At 64.5% G+C, this 19,178-nt stretch carries 17 protein-coding genes; 14 read left to right on the forward strand and 3 right to left on the reverse strand.

Going from position 1 to position 19,178, the window contains the following annotated elements; genetic code table 11:
- Positions 1–153: 153 nt before the first annotated feature.
- From ACEL_RS11480 to ACEL_RS05630, 8 genes are all read left to right on the forward strand, one after another.
- The gene (locus ACEL_RS11480; protein WP_011719922.1) at positions 154–780 is read left to right on the forward strand and encodes a GNAT family N-acetyltransferase; all 627 of its coding nucleotides are present in this window, start codon (positions 154–156) and stop codon (positions 778–780) included.
- A 117-nt stretch (positions 781–897) separates the two neighbouring features.
- A complete protein-coding gene (gene polA / locus ACEL_RS05600) occupies positions 898–3,630 on the forward strand; it encodes a DNA polymerase I (RefSeq protein WP_011719923.1) in 2,733 nt (910 codons plus the stop codon).
- Between the two features lie 356 nt (positions 3,631–3,986).
- Entirely contained in the window at positions 3,987–5,534 is a 1,548-nt protein-coding gene (gene rpsA, locus ACEL_RS05605; RefSeq protein ID WP_011719924.1) for a 30S ribosomal protein S1, read from the forward strand.
- Position 5,535: 1 nt separating this feature from the next.
- Positions 5,536–6,222 (forward strand): hypothetical protein, encoded by a 687-nt coding sequence (locus tag ACEL_RS05610; RefSeq protein ID WP_041834974.1) that lies wholly within the window; start codon positions 5,536–5,538, stop codon positions 6,220–6,222.
- Entirely contained in the window at positions 6,215–6,889 is a 675-nt protein-coding gene (coaE, locus tag ACEL_RS05615; RefSeq protein WP_011719926.1) for a dephospho-CoA kinase, read from the forward strand. The genes ACEL_RS05610 and coaE overlap by 8 nt, the downstream gene beginning before the upstream one ends.
- A gap of 147 nt (positions 6,890–7,036) precedes the next feature.
- Entirely contained in the window at positions 7,037–8,476 is a 1,440-nt protein-coding gene (locus tag ACEL_RS05620; protein ID WP_011719927.1) for an aminobutyraldehyde dehydrogenase, read from the forward strand.
- Entirely contained in the window at positions 8,473–9,813 is a 1,341-nt protein-coding gene (gene gabT, locus ACEL_RS05625; RefSeq protein WP_049751409.1) for a 4-aminobutyrate--2-oxoglutarate transaminase, read from the forward strand. Before ACEL_RS05620 ends, gabT begins: the two co-directional genes overlap by 4 nt.
- A 13-nt stretch (positions 9,814–9,826) precedes the next feature.
- On the forward strand, positions 9,827–10,543 hold the full coding sequence (locus ACEL_RS05630) for a type 1 glutamine amidotransferase (RefSeq protein WP_011719929.1): 717 nt from the start codon (positions 9,827–9,829) through the stop codon (positions 10,541–10,543).
- A 126-nt stretch (positions 10,544–10,669) separates the two neighbouring features.
- Here the strand turns inward: ACEL_RS05630 and ACEL_RS05635 are convergent, their stop codons facing one another.
- Both ACEL_RS05635 and ACEL_RS05640 read right to left on the reverse strand, forming a co-directional pair.
- Positions 10,670–11,878 (reverse strand): cytochrome P450, encoded by a 1,209-nt coding sequence (locus tag ACEL_RS05635; protein ID WP_083760627.1) that lies wholly within the window; start codon positions 11,876–11,878, stop codon positions 10,670–10,672.
- A gap of 80 nt (positions 11,879–11,958) precedes the next feature.
- Complete coding sequence (locus ACEL_RS05640; RefSeq protein WP_011719931.1) at positions 11,959–13,308, reverse strand: glutamine synthetase family protein; 1,350 nt, start codon at positions 13,306–13,308, stop codon at positions 11,959–11,961.
- A gap of 172 nt (positions 13,309–13,480) precedes the next feature.
- On the opposite strand from ACEL_RS05640, the gene ACEL_RS05645 reads away from it, so the two are divergent.
- A complete protein-coding gene (locus tag ACEL_RS05645) occupies positions 13,481–14,308 on the forward strand; it encodes an acetoacetate decarboxylase family protein (protein WP_011719932.1) in 828 nt (275 codons plus the stop codon).
- 48 nt (positions 14,309–14,356) lie between these two features.
- Complete coding sequence (locus ACEL_RS05650; RefSeq protein WP_011719933.1) at positions 14,357–14,872, forward strand: MarR family winged helix-turn-helix transcriptional regulator; 516 nt, start codon at positions 14,357–14,359, stop codon at positions 14,870–14,872.
- On the opposite strand, the gene ACEL_RS05655 is transcribed toward ACEL_RS05650, so the two are convergent.
- Entirely contained in the window at positions 14,826–15,557 is a 732-nt protein-coding gene (locus tag ACEL_RS05655; protein WP_011719934.1) for a gamma-glutamyl-gamma-aminobutyrate hydrolase family protein, read from the reverse strand. The genes ACEL_RS05650 and ACEL_RS05655 overlap by 47 nt on opposite strands.
- A 107-nt stretch (positions 15,558–15,664) precedes the next feature.
- Here ACEL_RS05655 and ACEL_RS05660 point away from each other — a divergent pair, with 107 nt between their 5' ends.
- From ACEL_RS05660 to ACEL_RS05675, 4 genes are read left to right on the forward strand one after another with little or no spacing between them, the layout of a single operon-like run.
- Complete coding sequence (locus ACEL_RS05660) at positions 15,665–17,146, forward strand: aldehyde dehydrogenase (protein ID WP_011719935.1); 1,482 nt, start codon at positions 15,665–15,667, stop codon at positions 17,144–17,146.
- Complete coding sequence (locus tag ACEL_RS05665; protein ID WP_011719936.1) at positions 17,139–18,050, forward strand: DODA-type extradiol aromatic ring-opening family dioxygenase; 912 nt, start codon at positions 17,139–17,141, stop codon at positions 18,048–18,050. Before ACEL_RS05660 ends, ACEL_RS05665 begins: the two co-directional genes overlap by 8 nt.
- Positions 18,043–18,915, forward strand: a complete 873-nt coding sequence (locus ACEL_RS05670; RefSeq protein WP_011719937.1) for a fumarylacetoacetate hydrolase family protein — start codon at positions 18,043–18,045, stop codon at positions 18,913–18,915. Before ACEL_RS05665 ends, ACEL_RS05670 begins: the two co-directional genes overlap by 8 nt.
- Positions 18,916–18,960: 45 nt before the next feature.
- Positions 18,961–19,176, forward strand: coding sequence for a ferredoxin (locus ACEL_RS05675; RefSeq protein WP_041835477.1), 216 nt, complete (start codon positions 18,961–18,963; stop codon positions 19,174–19,176).
- Positions 19,177–19,178: the final 2 nt, after the last annotated feature.

Genomic DNA, 19,178 nt, shown 5'->3' on the forward strand with positions numbered 1-19,178 from the left:
TCCGCGACAGGTCCACCACGGACCACACCGATCGATGGCGGTCGCTGCCGCGAATCCCCCAGCGGTTTGTCGCCCGTCATCGGCCACGCGCTGCGCGGCGGGCAGTGCGGCAGTCGGGGCGGTGCCTGGCTAGCGACGAGAAGGAGCGGGCCCGTGAGCCGGTTACCCGTTCAGGTACGGCCGGCCGACTACGACGACGTCGTCGCCCTCGCCGACCTGTGGAGCGATCTCGAGGCCTCCGGTCGATTGAAGACGGGTCTGCCTGCGCTGGCCGACTGCGGACCGAAGGAACTCGTCGAGCGGCTGCTCACCCGGGACGACGGCCGCGTGCTCGTCGCCGCCCTGGACGATCGGATTCTCGGCGTTGCAGTCGTGAGCGTCGTCCGGTTTGTTCCGTTTCAGGAGCGGGCGTCGGTGCAGATCGACTACGTCTATGTGATGGAGCCCTATCGCCGGCGGGGAATCGGCCACGCACTGGTCGCCGCAGCCGCGGCCTACGCCGAAGACGTTGGAGCGGCTCAGCTCACGGTGAACGTCTCGCCGCTGTCGCGGGAGGCGAATCGGTTCTTCGCGCAGCTGGGTCTGACGCCGTTTGCCTTGCGACGGGTGGCTCCCGTCACCGCGGTACGCCGCAGGATCGCGATCCTTGAGCACGCCTGCCTGCCGCGGGTGCCCGGGAACCGCCGGCTGGCGCCGCGATACAGCTTTGATCGGTTGAGTTCGATCGGGGTGCAGGCATTCCGGCCGACGTGGCGCAAGGCGCCTCGGTCGGCGCACTGAGCCGACCGCTCGCTCTCCGCCGCGAAGCAACGCCGAGTGTGGCGGCGACGCGTGTGCCGTTCCGCCGTCGGCCGCGTGATCAACGGCGGCTCGGGGACGCCCGACTAGGATTTCCGCGTGACACCGTCCCGGTTGCCGGCTGGGCGTGCCAATGCGCGCGCGGCGACTCCCGCACCCCGGCCGCGCCTGCTCCTGCTCGACGGGCACTCCCTGGCGTATCGGGCGTTTTACGCCCTCCCGGTGGAGAATTTCGCCACCACCACGGGTCAGCCCACCAACGCGGTGTACGGCTTCACCGCGATGCTCATCAACGTGCTCCGGGACGAACAGCCCACCCATGTCGGCGTCGCCTTCGACGTGTCGCGGGAGACGTTCCGCAGCGCCGCGTACACGGAGTACAAGGCGACCCGGCTGGCCACCCCGGACGCGTTCAAGGGTCAGGTGGAGCTCATCCAGGACGTGCTGCGGGCGCTGCGGATTCCCGTCGTGACCGCCGAGGGATACGAAGCGGACGACGTCATCGCCACCCTCGCCGACCAGGCGGCCGCGGCTGGTTTCGACGTGCTCATCTGTACCGGGGACCGCGACACGTTCCAGTTGGTGAGCGACCGGGTCACGGTGCTCTATCCCCGAAAGGGGGTCTCTGATCTTGCGCGGATGACTCCGGCGGCGGTCGAGGAGCGGTACGGCCTGCGTCCGGAGCAGTATCCCGATTTCGCCGCGCTGCGGGGTGACCCGAGTGACAACCTCCCGGGCATTCCGGGCATCGGCGAGAAGACGGCGGCGAAATTGATCCGCGACTTCGGCTCACTGCAGGAGTTGGTCGCCCGGATCGACGAGGTGCCCGGCAAGACCGGTGCCGTTCTGCGGGACCATCTCGCGACCGTGCTGCGCAATCGCCAACTCACCGAGCTGGTGCGCAACGTGCCGCTCGCCGTCCGTCTCGACGATCTCCGCCTCCAGGCGTGGGACCGCGACGCCGTGCACCAGGTCTTCGATGCGTTGGAATTCCGCGTCCTGCGGGAGCGCCTGTACGCCACCCTGACGCCGCCCACGCCTGAAGCCGAGGCAGGTTTTGCCGTCACCACAAAGGTTCTTCACCCGGGCGGGGTGGCCGAATGGCTCGCCGCCCACGTGGCCGGCGACCGACGGGCAGGGGTCTGGGTGCAAGGGCAGTGGGGTCGCGGGACGGGCGTCGTCACCGGGCTCGCGATCGCAGCGTGGGACGGCGCGGCGGCGTGGCTCGATCCGGTGCAGCTCACCGAGGATGACGATCGTGCCCTCGCAGCGTGGCTGGCGGACGCTGCGCGACCGAAGGTCCTCCATGACGCGAAGGGGCCGATCCTCGCGCTCGCGGCACGCGGGTGGACGCTCCGCGGGCTGGCCAGTGACACCGCACTGGCGGCGTACCTTGTCCTCCCTGGTCAGCGGAGCTTCGACCTTGCCGATCTCGCGGTGCGCTATCTGCGGCGCGAGCTGCGCGCCGAGGCGGGCTCGGCCGGCGACGGTCAGCTCAGCTTCGAGATGGCGGGAGACGAGGCGACGGCGGCCGCGGCCGGGGTGCACGCCCGGGCTGTTCTGGACCTCGCGGAGGTCCTTGACGCCGAGGTGGCCGCCCGCGGTGGGGCGCGGCTCCTCCGCGACGTCGAGTTGCCGCTCATTGATGTGCTCGCGGCGATGGAGCGCGCCGGCATCGCGGTCGACGTCGACACTCTCGTAGATCTGTCTGCGGAGCTTGCCGCGCACGTCAAGGCCACCGAGCAAGCGGCGTACCAGGTCGTCGGACGGGAATTCAACCTCGGTTCCCCAAAGCAGCTCCAGCAGATTCTCTTTGAGGAACTGCGGCTGCCCAAGACGAAACGCATCAAGACGGGGTACACAACGGACGCCGAGGCGTTGCAGAACCTGCTGGCGCAGACGGGTCACCCGCTCCTCGAGCACCTGCTGCGGCATCGGGACGTCTCCCGGTTGAAGGCGACCGTCGATTCCCTCATCCCGATGGTGGATGCGGAGGGCCGCATCCACACGACGTTCAACCAGATGGTGGCGGCGACCGGCCGGCTCTCCTCCCAGGACCCGAATTTGCAGAACATTCCAATCCGGACGGCGGAAGGACGCCGGATTCGGCAGGCGTTCGTGGTCGGCAAGGGGTATGAAGCCCTGCTCACCGCGGATTACAGTCAGATCGAGATGCGCATCATGGCGCATTTGTCGCAGGATCAGGCGCTCATCGAGGCGTTCCGGTCTGGCTTCGACTTTCACGCGGCTACTGCTGCCAGCGTGTTCGGCGTCCGGCCCGAGCAGGTGGACGCCGAGATGCGGCGCCGTGTCAAGGCGATGAATTACGGGCTGGCGTATGGGCTTTCGGCATACGGCCTCTCCCAGCAGTTGGGCATCACACCGGACGAAGCGCGGGTGCTCATGGAGGAGTACTTCCGGCGGTTCGGCGGGGTGCGGGATTATCTGCGCACTGTGGTCGAACGGGCACGCCGTGACGGGTACACCGAGACGCTCCTCGGCCGGCGTCGCTATTTGCCGGATTTGACGAGCGACAACCGGCAACGCCGCGAAATGGCCGAGCGGATGGCGTTGAATGCGCCGATCCAGGGCAGCGCCGCTGACATCATCAAGGTGGCGATGCTGGGCGTCGACCGGGCGCTGCGCGCGGCCGGTGCGAAGTCGCGGTTGCTCCTCCAGGTGCACGACGAATTGGTTCTGGAAGTCGCCCCCGGCGAGCGGGCCGATGTCGAGGAGATCGTCCGCCGGGAGATGGGGCACGCCTACGAGCTGTCCGTCCCGTTGGAGGTGTCTGTCGGGGTGGGGAGAACCTGGGACGAGGCGGCCCACTAGGCGGTATCGCGTCGTCCGCGGTCGTGGTCCTGCCACCGGGCCGCGCGATGCTTGGGATCATGCTCTTCACTGGGGCTGCGGTGATCGCGGGATCGACATGGGCGGCGGTCCGGGCTGCCCGGCTCGAGCCCGCGCAGGCGCTCCGGGACGTCGTGTGAGCCGCCGCCCGTGGCCGTTGTTGACCACGATCGCGACGTCACGTATTGTGGCGTCTGCGTTCGGAGTGCGGTCTGCCCGTGCTCCGGCTGTGCTGATTACCTGTGCAGCCCCACCGTCCGCCATCGAACGCACCCACCCCTATGACCGAAGAAGGCATCACGAACACCAGACCAGATTCCCCGGAGACCAACGACCACATGACGACCGCTACTGATGTACGCCCCGAAACCCCCGAGCCGCCCGCGTCCTCACGCATCGCCGTCAACGATGTCGGCTCGACCGACGATTTCATCGCTGCGATCGACAAGACGATCAAATACTTCAACGACGGGGACATCGTGGAGGGGACCGTCGTCAAGGTTGATCGCGACGAGGTCCTCCTCGACATCGGCTACAAGACCGAGGGCGTGATCCCGTCGCGCGAGCTCTCGATCAAACATGACGTCGATCCGCACGAGGTAGTCAAGGTCGGGGACCGGATCGAGGCCCTTGTCCTGCAGAAGGAGGACAAGGACGGCCGTTTGATCCTCTCGAAGAAGCGGGCGCAGTACGAGCGGGCCTGGGGGACCATCGAACAGATCAAGGAAGCGGACGGCGTCGTCACCGGCACGGTTATCGAGGTCGTCAAGGGTGGGCTCATCCTCGACATCGGGCTGCGCGGGTTCCTGCCGGCGTCACTCGTCGAGATGCGGCGAGTTCGCGATCTCGCTCCGTACGTGGGTCGGAAGCTAGAAGCGAAGATCATCGAGCTGGACAAGAACCGAAACAACGTCGTCCTGTCTCGGCGGGCTTACCTCGAGCAGACCCAGTCGGAGGTACGCCAGACCTTCCTCACCACGCTGAAGAAGGGGCAGATCCGCAACGGCGTGGTCAGTTCGATCGTGAATTTCGGTGCGTTCGTCGACTTGGGCGGGGTGGACGGGCTGGTCCACGTCTCCGAGCTCTCCTGGAAGCACATCGACCACCCCAGTGAGGTCGTCGAGGTCGGAATGCCGGTCACCGTTGAGGTCTTGGACGTCGACCTCGACCGGGAACGGGTTTCGCTCTCCCTCAAGTCGACGCAGGAAGATCCGTGGCAGCTGTTCGCCCGCACCCACAGTCTCGGCCAGGTGGTTCCGGGGAAGGTGACCAAGCTGGTACCGTTCGGCGCCTTTGTTCGGGTGGAAGACGGCATCGAGGGATTGGTGCACATTTCCGAACTCTCCGACCGGCATGTCGAAATTCCCGAGCAGGTCGTCCAGGTCGGTGACGAGATCTTCGTAAAGATCATCGATATTGACCTTGAGCGCCGCCGGATCAGTCTGTCACTGAAGCAGGCGCTGGAAGGCGTGGAATCGACCAGCCCCGAGCAATTCGACCCCACCGTTTACGGCATGCCAGCCAGTTACGACGAGCACGGCAATTACATCTATCCAGAGGGCTTTGACCCGGAGACCAACCAATGGCTTCCCGGCCACGAGGCGCAGCAGGCCGAGTGGGAACGCCAGTACGCCGAGGCGCGCGCCCGGTTCGAGGCGCACCGCGCCCAGGTTGCCAAGATGCGCCAGGCGCAGGCACAGGCGGAGGCGGAGCAGGCGACGACATCGTCTGACGGAGGTGCGGCCGAGACGCCGGCTGAGCCGAGCGGCAGTCTCGCCGGTGACGAGCAGCTCGCCGAGCTGCGACGCAAGCTTGCCGAGGATGCGGTCGAGCAGCCCGCCGCCGCGGATGCGAACCCGGACGAAGAGTCGAAGGATCCCGCCTGACGTGCACGCGGCCGCTCTCCGGTTCCTCGGGGCGCTGGCCGCCGTGACTGTGCTGACGGGTTGTACGCGTAGCTCCGGCAACCGCGTCGTTTCGATGTCACCAACGGTGCCGACGTCCGCGTCCGTCGTGTCGGCGACGGCGACGCCGAGCCCATCAGCCAGCGCGTCACCGCTGCTGCCAGGCAATTGCGCGGAGCTTGCGCCACTGCAGCGGGTCGAAGAAGCGCTCGGCGTCAACCTACTGGGCGACGTCACGTACCTGCGCGCCGCGCCGGTGCCACAGTCCGGACGGACCGGCCGAGTCACCTGCGGGTACGGCACTCCGGTGACCACGCCGTCCGGTGGGACGCCGACCCCGAGTGGGCGGCCGTTGGTCGAGCTTTCCTACATCACGTACGTCGACGCGAAAACCGCGGCGGATCGCGTGACTCTCACCGTGCATACCGATAGTCAGCACGCGACGACGACCCAGGTGCAGGTGGACGGCAAACCCGCGTGGGTCCTCGTCGGCTCCGACTGGGACGAGCTGGTGATGGCCGACGGTGCCCGCACGATTGTCGCGGAAGTCTCACCCCGGATTCTTGCCCCGGAGAAGGCGCCGGCGGTGCTAACCCGGCTGGCCGCGCAGATGCTCGCCTTCGGTGCATCGATGTCGCCCGGCGCGTCGGGTGCTGCGTCCAGTGGTTAGTCAGACCGACCGTTCGCCCAATCCGATGGTCGAGGGCCGGCCGCTGCTCGTCGGCCTGACCGGCGGCATCGGCGCCGGCAAGAGCGCGGCGCTCGCGATGTTCGCCGAACTTGGCGCTGTCACGATTGACTCCGATGAGGTCGCACGACAGGTGACGGCGCGCGGTACGGCGGGATTCGCTGCTGTGCTAAAGGAATTTGGGCCGGAGTACCTCGACCCGACCGGAGAGATTGATCGACGCCGATTGGCTGGGCTCGTCTTCTCCGACCCAGCGGCGCGTCGCCGGCTGGAAGCCATCGTGCACCCGCTGGTCCGTGCCGACATTCGCCGGCAGATAGCGGCCCTGCCGCCTTCGGCAATTGTCGTCAATGCCGTGCCGCTCCTCGTTGAGGCAGGCCTGGTCCATGACTATGACCGGATCGTCGTCGTCGAGAGCCCACCGCACCTTCGGCTGCAGCGTCTGGAAGCGCGCGGGCTCAGCCGGGCCGAGGCCCTCGCCCGGATGGCCGCGCAGGCTGACGACGCGGCCCGCCGGGCAGTCGCCTGGCGGGTCGTCGTCAACGACGGATCGCTGGATACACTGCGGCAACGGGTTCGCAGCGTCTGGCTCGAATTGCGCAATCAGGCTCAAGGCGGCGGTGCTGAGACACCGGATTTCTCGGCATAGCCGGGTGGATTGTGCCGGGTGCGACGCGCGCGTACGGCACCTGTGAACGTCGGCCGTGTGCCGTGCTGATGGCGCGCGGGCTCATTGACAAGCTCCAGACGCCTTCGTATCGTTCGTATACAAACGACATTGAGGGAGGACCCGCGCGTGCGTCTGGAATTCCGCAACTTCATTGATGGCCGCGTCGTCGATCCCTCGGGGGATGAGGCTCTGCCCATCACGGATCCGCACTCCGGTGAAATCATTGGATATTCCGCCCGCTCGAATGCGGAAGACATCGATCGAGCGTGTAGGGCCGCGGCGGAGGCCTACACCACGTGGCGGGATACCACCCCCGCGGAACGATCTCGGGTCTTGCTGCGGATCGCTGATGACATCGAAGAGCGTGTCGAGGAGCTGGCCCGCTTGGAGAGCCGGAACACTGGTAAGCCGCTTCAGGTGCTTCGCAGCGTCGAGATACCCGCGATGGTCAACCAGATTCGGTTTGTCGCAGGAGCCGTACGAGCGCTCGTCGGACCGACGGCCGGGGAGTATCGTCGTGGGTCGACCTCGTATCTGCGCCGTGAGCCGGTCGGTGTCGTGGCACAGATCACCCCGTGGAATTACCCCCTCATCATGGCCGCGTGGAAGTTCGCACCCGCGATCGCGGCCGGAAATACCGTCGTGTTGAAGCCGTCCGAAACGACGCCGGTCACGACTCTGGCACTTGCCGAGCTTGCCTCGGCTCACTTGCCTCCCGGTGTCTTCAACGTCGTCTGCGGTGACGCCGCTACCGGCGCCGCACTCGCGGCACATCCCCTCCCACAGCTTGTTGCCATCACCGGTTCCGTGGCCGCAGGCGTGGCCGTCGCCGAAACGGCGAGCCGGGATGTGAAGCGGCTGCACCTCGAACTTGGCGGCAAGGCCCCCGTCCTAGTGTTCGACGATGTCGACATTCCCAAGGCGGCGGCGGCGATCGCCGAGGCGGGGTTTTTCAACGCGGGTCAGGATTGCACCGCGGCGACGAGGGTTCTGGCCGCTCGCGACATTGCTGACGACCTGACTGCGGCATTGGCCAAAGAAGCGGCGGACATTCCGACGACCTTTGCGTACGGTGTCGAACATCCGCGCGCCTTGGTGCCCGCCCTCAACAACGTCCGGCAGTTGGAACGCGTAGCCCGGCATATCGAGACTCTGCCGCCGCATGCAGTCGTGGTTGCAGGCGGCCGCCGACAGGGCGAACGCGGTTTTCATTTCGCACCCACGGTTGTTGCACACCTTCACGAACATGACGACATCACCTGTACGGAGGTCTTCGGTCCGGTCATCACCGTCGAGACCTTCGCAACCGAAGAGGAAGCGGTCCGTCGTGCGAATGACGTGCCATACGGACTCGCATCAAGCGTGTGGACGACAGACCTGGCGCGGGCGATGAGAATCGCGCGGAGGCTCGATTTCGGTTGCGTCTGGATCAACGAACACGGCTCACTTGTTGCCGAGATGCCTCACGGAGGCTTCAAACACTCCGGTTACGGTAAAGATCTCTCGATTTACTCGGTCGAGGAGTACACCAGGGTCAAACACATCATGGCTCGATTCGACGAATGACGGGAGATACGGTGACGTCTGACCAGACCACGGAGTCGGCCGTTCCAGGGCCGCGCAGTGCCGAGCTGCATCGCCGGCGGGAGGCTGCGGTCGCCCGGGGCGTGAGTTCCGTTGCACCCTTCTATGTCGCCGGCGCACGCGACAGCCGGCTCGTCGATGTGGACGGGAGATCGTATATTGACCTCACGTCCGGGATTGCGGTCGCCAATGTCGGCCATGCGCCAAAGCACGTTATCGAGGCGATTCACGCTCAGGCTGAGAGTTTTCTGCACACCTGTTTCATGGTCGCGCCATACGAGCAGTATGTGGCGGTGTGCGAACGACTGAATGCCCTAACGCCCGGTGCATTTGCGAAGAAAAGTCTCCTGGTCAATTCAGGGGCTGAAGCGGTGGAGAACGCTGTCAAGATTGCCCGCTATGCCACAAATCGGCCGGCCGTCGTTGTCTTTGAGAATGCCTATCACGGGCGCACCAACTTGACGATGGCGATGACCGCGAAAGCGCATCCGTACAAAGACGGATTCGGCCCCTTCGCGGGTGAAATCTATCGAGCGCCGATGTCGTATCCTTTTCGCGATCCGGCAGCCATGACCGGCGAGGAGGCCGCTGCGCGCGCCATCGACGTTATCGAGCGCTACGTCGGAGCGGCACGTGTTGCATGCGTCGTCATAGAACCGATCCAGGGTGAAGGAGGATTTGTCGTTCCCGCACCCGGATTCCTACCCACATTGCGGCAGTGGTGCAGTGAAAACGATGTCCTCTTCGTCGCTGACGAGATTCAAACCGGGTTCGGACGGACCGGGCACATGTTCGCGTGCGAGCACGAGTCCGTCGTCCCCGACATTATGATTCTCGGTAAGGCTCTGGCGGGAGGTCTGCCGCTTGCCGCGGTGACTGGCCGCGCGGATCTCGTTGATCGGGTGCATCCGGGCGGGTTGGGCGGTACGTACGGTGGAAATCCGGTCGCGTGTGCGGCGGCGCTCGCCACCCTGCACCTTCTCGAGGCAATGAATGCGCCCGCCCGCGCCCGCGGAATTGAGAAGATCATGCGGCCGCGGCTGGATGCTCTCGCAGCTCGCTATCCGTTCATTGGCGACGTTCGCGGTCGGGGTGCCATGCTTGCCCTCGAGGTGGTGCGGCCGGGCACAAAGGATCCCGATGCGGCGCGGACAGCCGATATCGTGCGTTCATCGTATGACGAAGGTCTCGCAGTCCTAAGCTGCGGTATGTACAGCAATGTACTGCGGTTTCTGCCGCCGCTGAGTATCGACGACGCGCTGCTCGTGGAAGCGATGAACCGGCTCGACCACGTCTTCGAGCGGGTAGCCGCCGCTTGAGTATCGTGGTGGCATGCCGACGGTCCTCTTCATCGAGCACGATCACGTTTCTCCGCCAGGCCTCCTGGGTGACGCGTTCGAGAAATGCGGCTGGGACGTCGCAGAGTTTCTCGTCGTACCGCCTGAATCATTTGACAGCCCGGCGATAGACGTCCGTTTACCGGATCCGCTGCACTATGACGCGGTCGTGCTGCTCGGTGCTCCCTGGTCGGTGTACGACGAAGCGCTGCAGGAACGGTGGGTCGGGGAGGAAATCGCGTTGGCCCGACAAGCCGACGCCGAGGGCATGCCCGTCATCGGTGTCTGTTTTGGTGGTCAGCTTCTCGCCGCCACCCATGGTGGACGGGTCGAACGCGCGGCATGCGCTGAAGTCGGCTGGACGAGGATCCATTCCCGCGTCCCGGAGTTCATTCCGGAGGGTCCGTGGCTGCAATGGCATCAGGACCGATGGCACACACCAGCGGGTGCGGCGGAGCTCGCCCATAGCCTTGTTGCGCCGCAGGCCTTCATGCTTCGGGCGAACCTCGCTGTTCAATTTCATCCCGAAGCGGATGAAACCGAGGTGGCTCTCTGGCTGGAGGCCGGAGGCGCCGATTACGTGCGCCAGCACAACCTCGACCCCGACGAACTTCTTCGGATCACTCGTCGTGAGCAGGCGCGCGCCGCTCAGTGCACCGAGAAATTGCTCAAAGGGTACTTGGAGCGTGTTCACGACCTGAACCGCCGGTGAACAACGAACCGTCTGTGCACGACGGGATGACCGCGAGCCGGCTCAGGCTGGAGATAGCCCGGGACGCGACGGCAACCGGTGAGAGGAGGTGCGTGCCGTCGGCCCCGGGTTGCCTCCGGCCTTCTGTCACGCGAGGGTGACCCGCACCGGCATCTTCTTCACGCCGTGGATGAAGTTGGAACGGACGTACGAGACATCACCGGCCAACTCCATGCGCTTGATTCTGGGCAGGAGCGTCTCGAACATGATCCGGATCTCCATACGGGCAAGCTTGTTGCCGAGGCAGAAGTGTGGGCTGCCCTTCCCGAACGTCACGTGATCATTAGGATGGCGCGTCACGTCAAACCGATACGGATCCGTGAAGACCTCCTCGTCGCGGTTGCCGGACGCGAACCACATCACGACCTTATCGCCGGCGCGAATGTGCTTTCCGTGCAGCTCGACGTCACGGGTGGCGGTACGGCGGAAGTGGTACACCGGTGACGCCCAGCGAAGGAATTCCTCCACCGCTTGTGGAATGAGCTCCGGCCTGTCTTGGAGCAGGCGCATCTGGTCGGGGTTGTTGATCAGGGCGAGCATCGAGTGGCTGATCGCGTGTCGAGTCGTCTCATTGCCGGCGATGACCAAGAGTAGGAAGTAGTTGTCGAAATCACGCTGGGAAAGCGGCACGCCATCCTCGGGCATCTGGTTGACGAGCTTGCTCACCAGATCCTGTCCGCTGCGGCCGCGTCGCTGCCGGGCAAGCTCACGACCGTATTCGAACACCTCGAGCGCCGCGGGGGAGCGGAATGGAAGATGGCGATACTTGTTGCTCTCCGGACTGTCCAGAAGAACATCCGCATAGTCCGGATCGGTGTTCCCAATCATGCGATTGCCCCACGCGATCAGCCTTCCGGTGTGGTGTTCCGGAACATCGAGCATGCGGGCGAGAACCTGAATGGGAAAGTCCGCGCTCACCTCGGAGACGAAATCGAATTCCTTATGCCGCAGAGCCGCCTCCACGGTCGCTCTCGTCAACCCTCGAAGAAAGGACTCGTAGCCCTTGAGGGTGGTTGTTCCGAAATCCCTGACGAGCAGACGCCGCAGTGCATGATGACGCGGTCCGTCGGTCTCGAGCATGGAGCGGCGTATCTCCATCGTCTCCTCGTCGAGTTCCTCAAGGTTGACGAACTTCTCCGAGGTGAAGGTTTCCGGGTCCCGGTCCACCGCGACGATGTCGGCGTGCCGGGTGACCGCCCAGAAGCCCTTGTTGGGCGGCGGCTCAGGATTCCAGTACACCGGTTCTTCGCGGCGGAGATAATCAAACGCAGGCCATGCGCGGTCCTGCTCGAACATGTCGAGATCGGTGAGATCGACGGTTGTTTGCTGCACGGGTCCTCCGGAAGTTGTGCGGTCAACGTAGGGGCAATGAGCGATTAGAGGTGGTAGAGATATTCACCGACTTCCCAGTCGGTCACGTAATGTGCGAAGCGTTCCAGTTCGTTCCGCTTATAGGTCACGAACGCCGAGATCAGGGGCTTCCCTAGGATCTCCGTGAGCTCGGTGTCCGCCTCCAGGGCGTCAAGGGCGGCTTCGAGATTCCGGGGCAGAAGTCGGGAGCGGGACGCATCGTAACCGTATCCCTCGGTCGGCGGCGGCGGCGTGAGTTTCTCTTCGATGCCGAGGTACGCGCCGGCCACGACACTTGCGATGGCGAGATAGGGGTTGGCCGTCGCGTCTCCGAGACGGACTTCGATGCGTGTGGCGTCTCCGCGTTCGGGGGGAATCCGTACCATCGTGCTCCGATTGTCCAGCCCCCAGTCAATCAACCAGGATGCGAGCGTGTCGGGACCGAACCGTTTGTAGGAATTGATCGTGGGGTTATTGAACGCGGCGAGAGCCGGCGCATGCGCGAGGATGCCTGCAACGGCGTGTTCCGCCAGCGACGACAGGCCGGTGGGAGCCGCCTCATCAGCAAACAGTGACCGATCGCTCGGATCCACGATGGAGAAGTGGAGGTGGAATCCCGAGCCGCCCTCCTCGTTGAACGGCTTCGCCATGAAGGTGGCGTGTTTGCCGGCGCGGCGGGCTAACTCCTTGACGGCCGTGCGGAAGCGGAAAGCGCGGTCCGCGGCGTCCAATGCGTGCGAGTGGCCAATATTGATCTCAAATTGCCCGCTGAAGAACTCGTGATTGCCCGCGGTGGCGCGAATACCGTAGCGGGCGAGCTGCCTGAGAAATTCGAGGAGCAGGTTTTCTGGGTCGCCCTTGCGCCCGGCCACGTAGACGTTGCCCGGTGCCTCGCCGTACCGCCGCCAACCGGACGACGACGAGCCCTCCAGGAGGTAGAACTCCATTTCCGGACCGACGACCGGAACGAGATTCTCGGCTTCGCATCGACCCACCACAGAGCGCAGCACTGAGCGCGGGCTCTCCGCGCATGGGCGGCCGTCGGGCTCGACGATGTCAGCCAGGACGTGGGCGACGCCGTCCTCCCAGGGAATCTTGCGAACCGTCGACAGATCCGGCTTGGCAAGGACGTCAGGCAATCCGGCGTCGAGACCGCCGGCGACCGGTACGACGTCCCCCCTCGGGCTGGTGTGGAAGACCCCGCGGCAGAACGCAATGCCGCCTTCACCCAGGTGGTGCGCAAGCGTTTCGACGACAAGATCCCGGCCGCGTTCCGTTCCGATGAGGTCCGCGTATCCGATCCGCAGAACGTCGATTCCCTCGCTGCGCAGCTGCTCCGTCAGGCGCTCGACGTTACGTTGATCGTCGGACTGCATTCATGACCTCCTATCGTTTGGTACCAAACGATAGAACAGACGCGGGCGGTGAGCAATAGACTGGGCGGGTCCGACACGCGGGGGAGGGCGACGGTCTCGTAACCAGATTCCGAATCGCCGTCGTACTCTTTCCGCTCGGATGACCGCTGACGACCATAGGGTAGGTGATGCGATGCGGGGATTCTTTTACCCACGGACGCCGACCGGGCAGGCGTCGATTATTCCTGCGCCGCCTTGGTATTACTCCGGGGACATGTTGACCGTTGAGTACCGGACCGATCCCGCTTTGGTGGCGGCCCTGCTGCCGCCTCCGCTGGAACCCGCTCCGGAGGATCCGGGCGCGGTCGCGATTATCTGGGCTGACTGGCAATCGTGCTCCGAAGGCGGCGCTGAGCTGCTTGATCCGGTCCGGGCACAGTACAAGGAAACGCTCGTCGTCGTCCGCTGCACGTATCGCGGTGAGATCTTTTCCCGCTGCGTCTTTATCTGGGTCGACAAGGACTTTGCCCTCGTCCGGGGGCTGCATCAGGGCTATCCGAAGAAGCTGGGCTCGATCTGGATGACACGGCCCCATCCCTACGGACGGGCCGCCCCCCGACTCGAAGCGGGTGCCACGATAGCGGCCACGCTCGCTGCGGCGGACCGTCGGCTGGCACAAGCAGTCGTGACATTGCGCGATGTTGTCGAGGCACCCGGCTTCGTGAACAGCCATCCGATGGCACACCACCGCGTTGTCCCCGGGATAGCCAAAGGCGCGCCGGACGCCCTGAACGAGCTCATCCGATCCGCTGCCGCCGCGGTCACGGGCGGGCCCGTCTGGCGAGGTGACGCGTCCTTGGAGCTCTTTGAGTCGCCGACGGAGGAGCTTGCCGCACTCCGTGTCGATGAGATCATAGGTGGCTACTATCGGCAGGTGGGAGTCGTATGGGACGGCGGTGAGGTCCTCGCGCCGCACGGTTCGGGTGGCGGTGTACAGCCTCCCGAGGCGCGCGAATCATAGTCATTTCACCTCGGACCTGGTCGGCGACGGACAAGGAGGATGCGGCGCATGACGGGTTATCACACCTTGGCGGAAACCGAGAAGGCCATGGCCACTCACCTCAAAGGATTGCCGATCGACATGGCCGCCGCTGAAGCCGTCTCAAACCTTTACCGGGCGGCTAATATCGCCCGCAACCATCTCACGCAGACGGTCCTGAAAGATGTCGATCTCACCTGGACCGCATTTGTCGTCCTCTGGGTGACCTGGATGTGGGACGGCATTGAGAGCCGGCACGCTGCGGAGGAAGCCGCCATCTCCAAGGCGACCTTGACCGGCGTGGTCCAGACGTTGGAGCGTCGGGGTCTCCTTGCTCGATTCGGCGATTCCGATGATCGACGTCTGGTGCGTCTCCGGCTTACCAACGAAGGCCGGAGCCTGATGCAGAAGCTCTATCCGGTTTTCAACGCGGAGGAACAATTCATCGTATCGACATTGAGTCCGCGCGTGCGCTCCACCATGACCCGAGGGCTGCGTGCTATCGTCGCCCATCTTGAGTCGCAAAGCGACACGCGGCGTCCATAAACGCTTTGAAAATTGCCATCTGTGCTTGATCGCTCGGCGTCCCGTCTTCCGGATGCCATTGGATGCCGAGGCACCAACCCGCTTCACCGGACAGTTCGAACGCTTCCGGCGTGCCGTCCACGGCCCAGGCCACTGGGCGAAGTCCGCGGCCCGGTCGAGCGACACACTGGTGATGAAAGCAGGACACCCACATGCTCGGCCGAGTGACGATCTGACCAAGGCGGCTGGCCGGCTCGACCGTCACGTCATGTTTACGATGACGGTGCGCCTCTTCCGCCATATCAACGACAAGGGAGCCTCCTAGGGCGACGGTCAAAACGTGAAGGCCGCGGCAGATTCCCAAGAGTGGAACCCCTCGGGCGACGCAGTGGCGTGCGCAGGCGAGATCCACCGCGTCTTGTTCGACGTCGACGTCGTACAGCGTCGGATGCTCCGCCTCGCCGTACCACTGGGGGTGCAGATCGCCGCCGCCGGGGAGCAGGACGGCGTCCGCCTCCCGGAGCCGATCCGCCAGCTCCGTTTCATCGATCGTGCCGTTGGGAGCCCAGGGCAAGAAGGACAACGGCTCGCCACCCGCCAGGTAGACGGCTTCGGCAAGGGCGCGCGCGGTGGCCAGTGCGGCAAAGCGAAGCGCAGAGGCGCGCGCCGAGAAGCGGGCCGGTATGAAGACCCGTGGACGTTGCATGACAACGCTCCAATGCGTCTGTGCAGTTCTTGACCCGTCGACGACAGCCTATTATGTTTGGACCCAAACGAATAGACGCACGAGTAGACGACGGCGGGAGGGTGCGGATGCCGCGTACGACGTCCGTCAGCGGAATTGAGGTTTCCGTTGACCACTGGGTGGGCGGCGAACGCCTCGCGTCGGATGCGACGTTCCCTGACATTTCACCGCTTGATCAGCAGGTTCTCGCCAATGTCGCCCGCGGCGGACCGCGGGAAGTGAGCGCCGCGGTCGACGCCGCTTCGGCGGCGTTTCCGCAATGGGCGGCGACACCGCGCACCGAGCGGGCCGCCCTCCTGCACGCCGTAGCGGAAGGCATCGAGAAGCGTGTCGACGATCTCGCACTCGTCGAAACGTTGGACAACGGGGGGTTGCTCCGGTCCCATCGTCGGAGTGTGATTCCCCGCGCCGCGTATAACTTTCATTTCTTTGCGGATTTTCTCTTGCAGCTCGGTCATGAGGATTTCGAGACACGAGGACATAGAAACCACATTTCGTGGCAACCGGCAGGAGTCACGGCGGTCATCACGCCGTGGAATGCACCGTTGATGCTCGCCACCTGGCGGGTCGCACCCGCCCTAGCCGCCGGCAATACCGTCGTGCTCAAGCCCCCGGAGTGGGCGCCGTTGACGGCATCACTCCTCGCCGACATTACCGCTGAAGCCGGGCTGCCGCCAGGCGTCTTTAACGTCGTGCAGGGTATTGGGGAGGAGGCCGGTGCCGCACTGGTGCGCGATCCCCGGGTACGCCGTATCGCCTTCACCGGCTCGGTTGCGACCGCGCGCGCCATCGGTCACGCGGCAGCGGAGAACGTCATCCCCGTCTCCTTCGAGCTGGGAGGCAAGAATCCGTTCATTGTCTTTCCCGACGCCGACCTGGACCTCGCTGTACGACACGCGGTGGATCAGTACGACAACGCCGGCCAGGTCTGTCTCGCCGGCACGCGATTGTACGTCGCCGACGCCGTCTACGACGAATTCCTTGAGCGGTTTCTCCAGGCGGCTGCGGCGTGGCGGGTAGGGGACCCGCGCAGCGAAGACGTCGACATGGGCCCGCAGATTCATCCCGACCATCTTGCGCGCATTGACGGATACGTCCGCCGCGCGAAAGCCGCCGGGGCGACGGTCCTACTCGGCGGCGGCCCGCATCCGGAGCTGGGCGGTCTGTACTACCAACCCACCTTATTGACGAATGTTGCCGATGACAGTGAGATCAACCGCGAAGAAGTCTTCGGTCCTGTCATTGTCCTGCATCGATTTACGGACGAAGACGAAGTCATCCGGCGTGCGAACGACAATATCTATGGGCTCGCGGCGATGGTCTTTACCGGCGACCGGTCACGGGCGGAGCGCGTCGCGGACCGGCTGGTCGCCGGCACCGTCTGGGTGAACTGCTTCTACGTCCGCGACTTGCGGGCGCCGTTCGGCGGCGCGCGGTTGTCCGGTATCGGCCGGGAAGGCGGCACCTGGTCGTTCGACTTCTACGCGGAGGTCAAGAACACGGTGACCGCCCCGAGCGGCTGGTTGATAAAGGAGGCGAATGGTGGGTGAAGTCGTCGGTGCGGGACTGCTGTCCCATGTGCCAACGATCATGTTGCCGGAGTCCACGCGGCGTGAGTTGTACGAAGGCAAAGACACCACGCTCGTCGACGGACTGCGTCGGCTTCGTACTGAAGTCTTTGAAACGCTCGACTATGACACGGTCGTCGTCCTTGACTCGCACTGGGCGACCACCGTCGAGTTCGTTGTGACGGCACACCCGCTCCGGGCCGGCCTCTTTACCTCAGAAGAGCTGCCGCGCGGCATGCGTCGCATCCCTTACGACTTCATGGGCGATCCTGATCTCGCACATGCCATCGCCGCAGCCGCGGAGAGACACGGCACCTGGATCACGGCAATCGACGATCCATATTTGCCAATCTTTTACGCCACGGTCAATCTCTGGAAGTATCTGGGGGAGGGACTCGATCGGAGGTGGATCTCCCTCAGTGTCTGCCAAACCGCAGATATGGAAGACTTTCTGCGCGCCGGTCGAGCCCTTGGCGAGGCAATCATCAACTCTGATCGCCGTGTCATACTCATCGCATCCGGCGCGCTGAGCCATACCTTCTGGCCGCTCCGCGAATTGCGGAAGCATGAAGCCGCGGGTGTTGAACACATCTTCAGCAGGGAAGCCGCCGATGCCGACAACGAGCGGCTTGCCTGGTTCCAGAAGGGTGATCACGCTCAGGTGCTCCGGACGATGGGGGAGTTCTACCGTTTCAAGCCGGAGGCGAAATTTGGTCACTACCTTCTGATGATGGGCGCACTCGGCGAGGAGGCCTGCACGGCACCCGGGCGGTTATTCAGTGCATATGAAAATTCGATCGGCACGGGACAAGTCCACGTGTGGTTCGATCGTCCAGAAGGAGGCTTTCCCGCTCCGCGCGCGACAGACACTCGTGGCGATGACTGAGGTCGAGCGCGTTACCGAGTACCGCCGGATACTCCTCGACGGCGCGGAAACCCGCGTCGAGCGGCACGGTGACCTATTGATCGCACCAGACGGCCGACGTGTTCCGGTCGAGAAAGCGGTTCATCTCCCTCCCGTTCAGCCAACAAAGATTATCGCGGTACACCTCAATTACCGCAGCCGCGTCGAGGAGTTTCACGCGCGGCTTCCGCCGGCTCCCACCTACTTTCACAAGCCGACGACGGCGCTCAACGCTCACGGAGGCGCCGTCGTGCGGCCGCAACGATGCCGTTGGCTCAACTTCGAAGGTGAATTCGCTGTGGTGATCGGTAGGCCATGCCGCAACATCCGGCCGGATGACGCGATGGACTACGTCGCCGGATTCACCATAGCGAACGATTTCGGGCTGCACGACTTCCGGGACACGGATGCAGGGTCCATGCTTCGCGTCAAGGGCTCCGATACGCTCTGCCCTCTGGGCCCGGGACTCGTCGTCGGCTGGCAACCGCAGGGCAAGCGCCTGCGTACCTATGTCAACGATCGCGTCGCTCAGGATGCGTCAACAGACGAGATGGAGTGGAGCCCCGCGTATCTCATCGCCGACATCGCCCGCACCATCACCCTGCTGCCCGGTGACGTGATTCTCACCGGTACACCCGCGGGCTCGCGTCCGGTCGAACCAGGTGACGTTGTCACGGTGGAGGTCGAAGGCCTCGGCCGCCTGGTCAACTACGTTGTCGAAGGACCAATACCGGTGCGTGATGACGTCGGCGCGCAGCCGTCGTCATCAGAAGAAGTGGTCTCCACCGCCCTCGGCGGCGATTGGGAGTTCCGAGGCATTCGGCCTCCCCGCCGTGCGGTGGAGTGACCCGGTGTATCAACCACTGCCACAGGAAAACGGGAGTCAATGATCATGCGGATTGTCGTTGATCTGACGAAATGCCAGGATCACGGACAGTGTGTCTTCTCATGCCCGGAAGTGTTCTCGCTGGACGAGAACGGGAAGCTGTCTTTTCGAAAGTACGCGCAAGAGCTCTACCGATCGGAGCTCATTTCAGAGGAGCTGCGCGACAAGGTCGAAGAGGCGGCCGACGTCTGCCCCACCCAGGCAATTCTTATTGAGGAGTAAAA

The organism is Acidothermus cellulolyticus 11B (assembly GCF_000015025.1).
In the GTDB taxonomy this organism is placed as follows: Bacteria; Actinomycetota; Actinomycetes; order Acidothermales; family Acidothermaceae; genus Acidothermus; species Acidothermus cellulolyticus.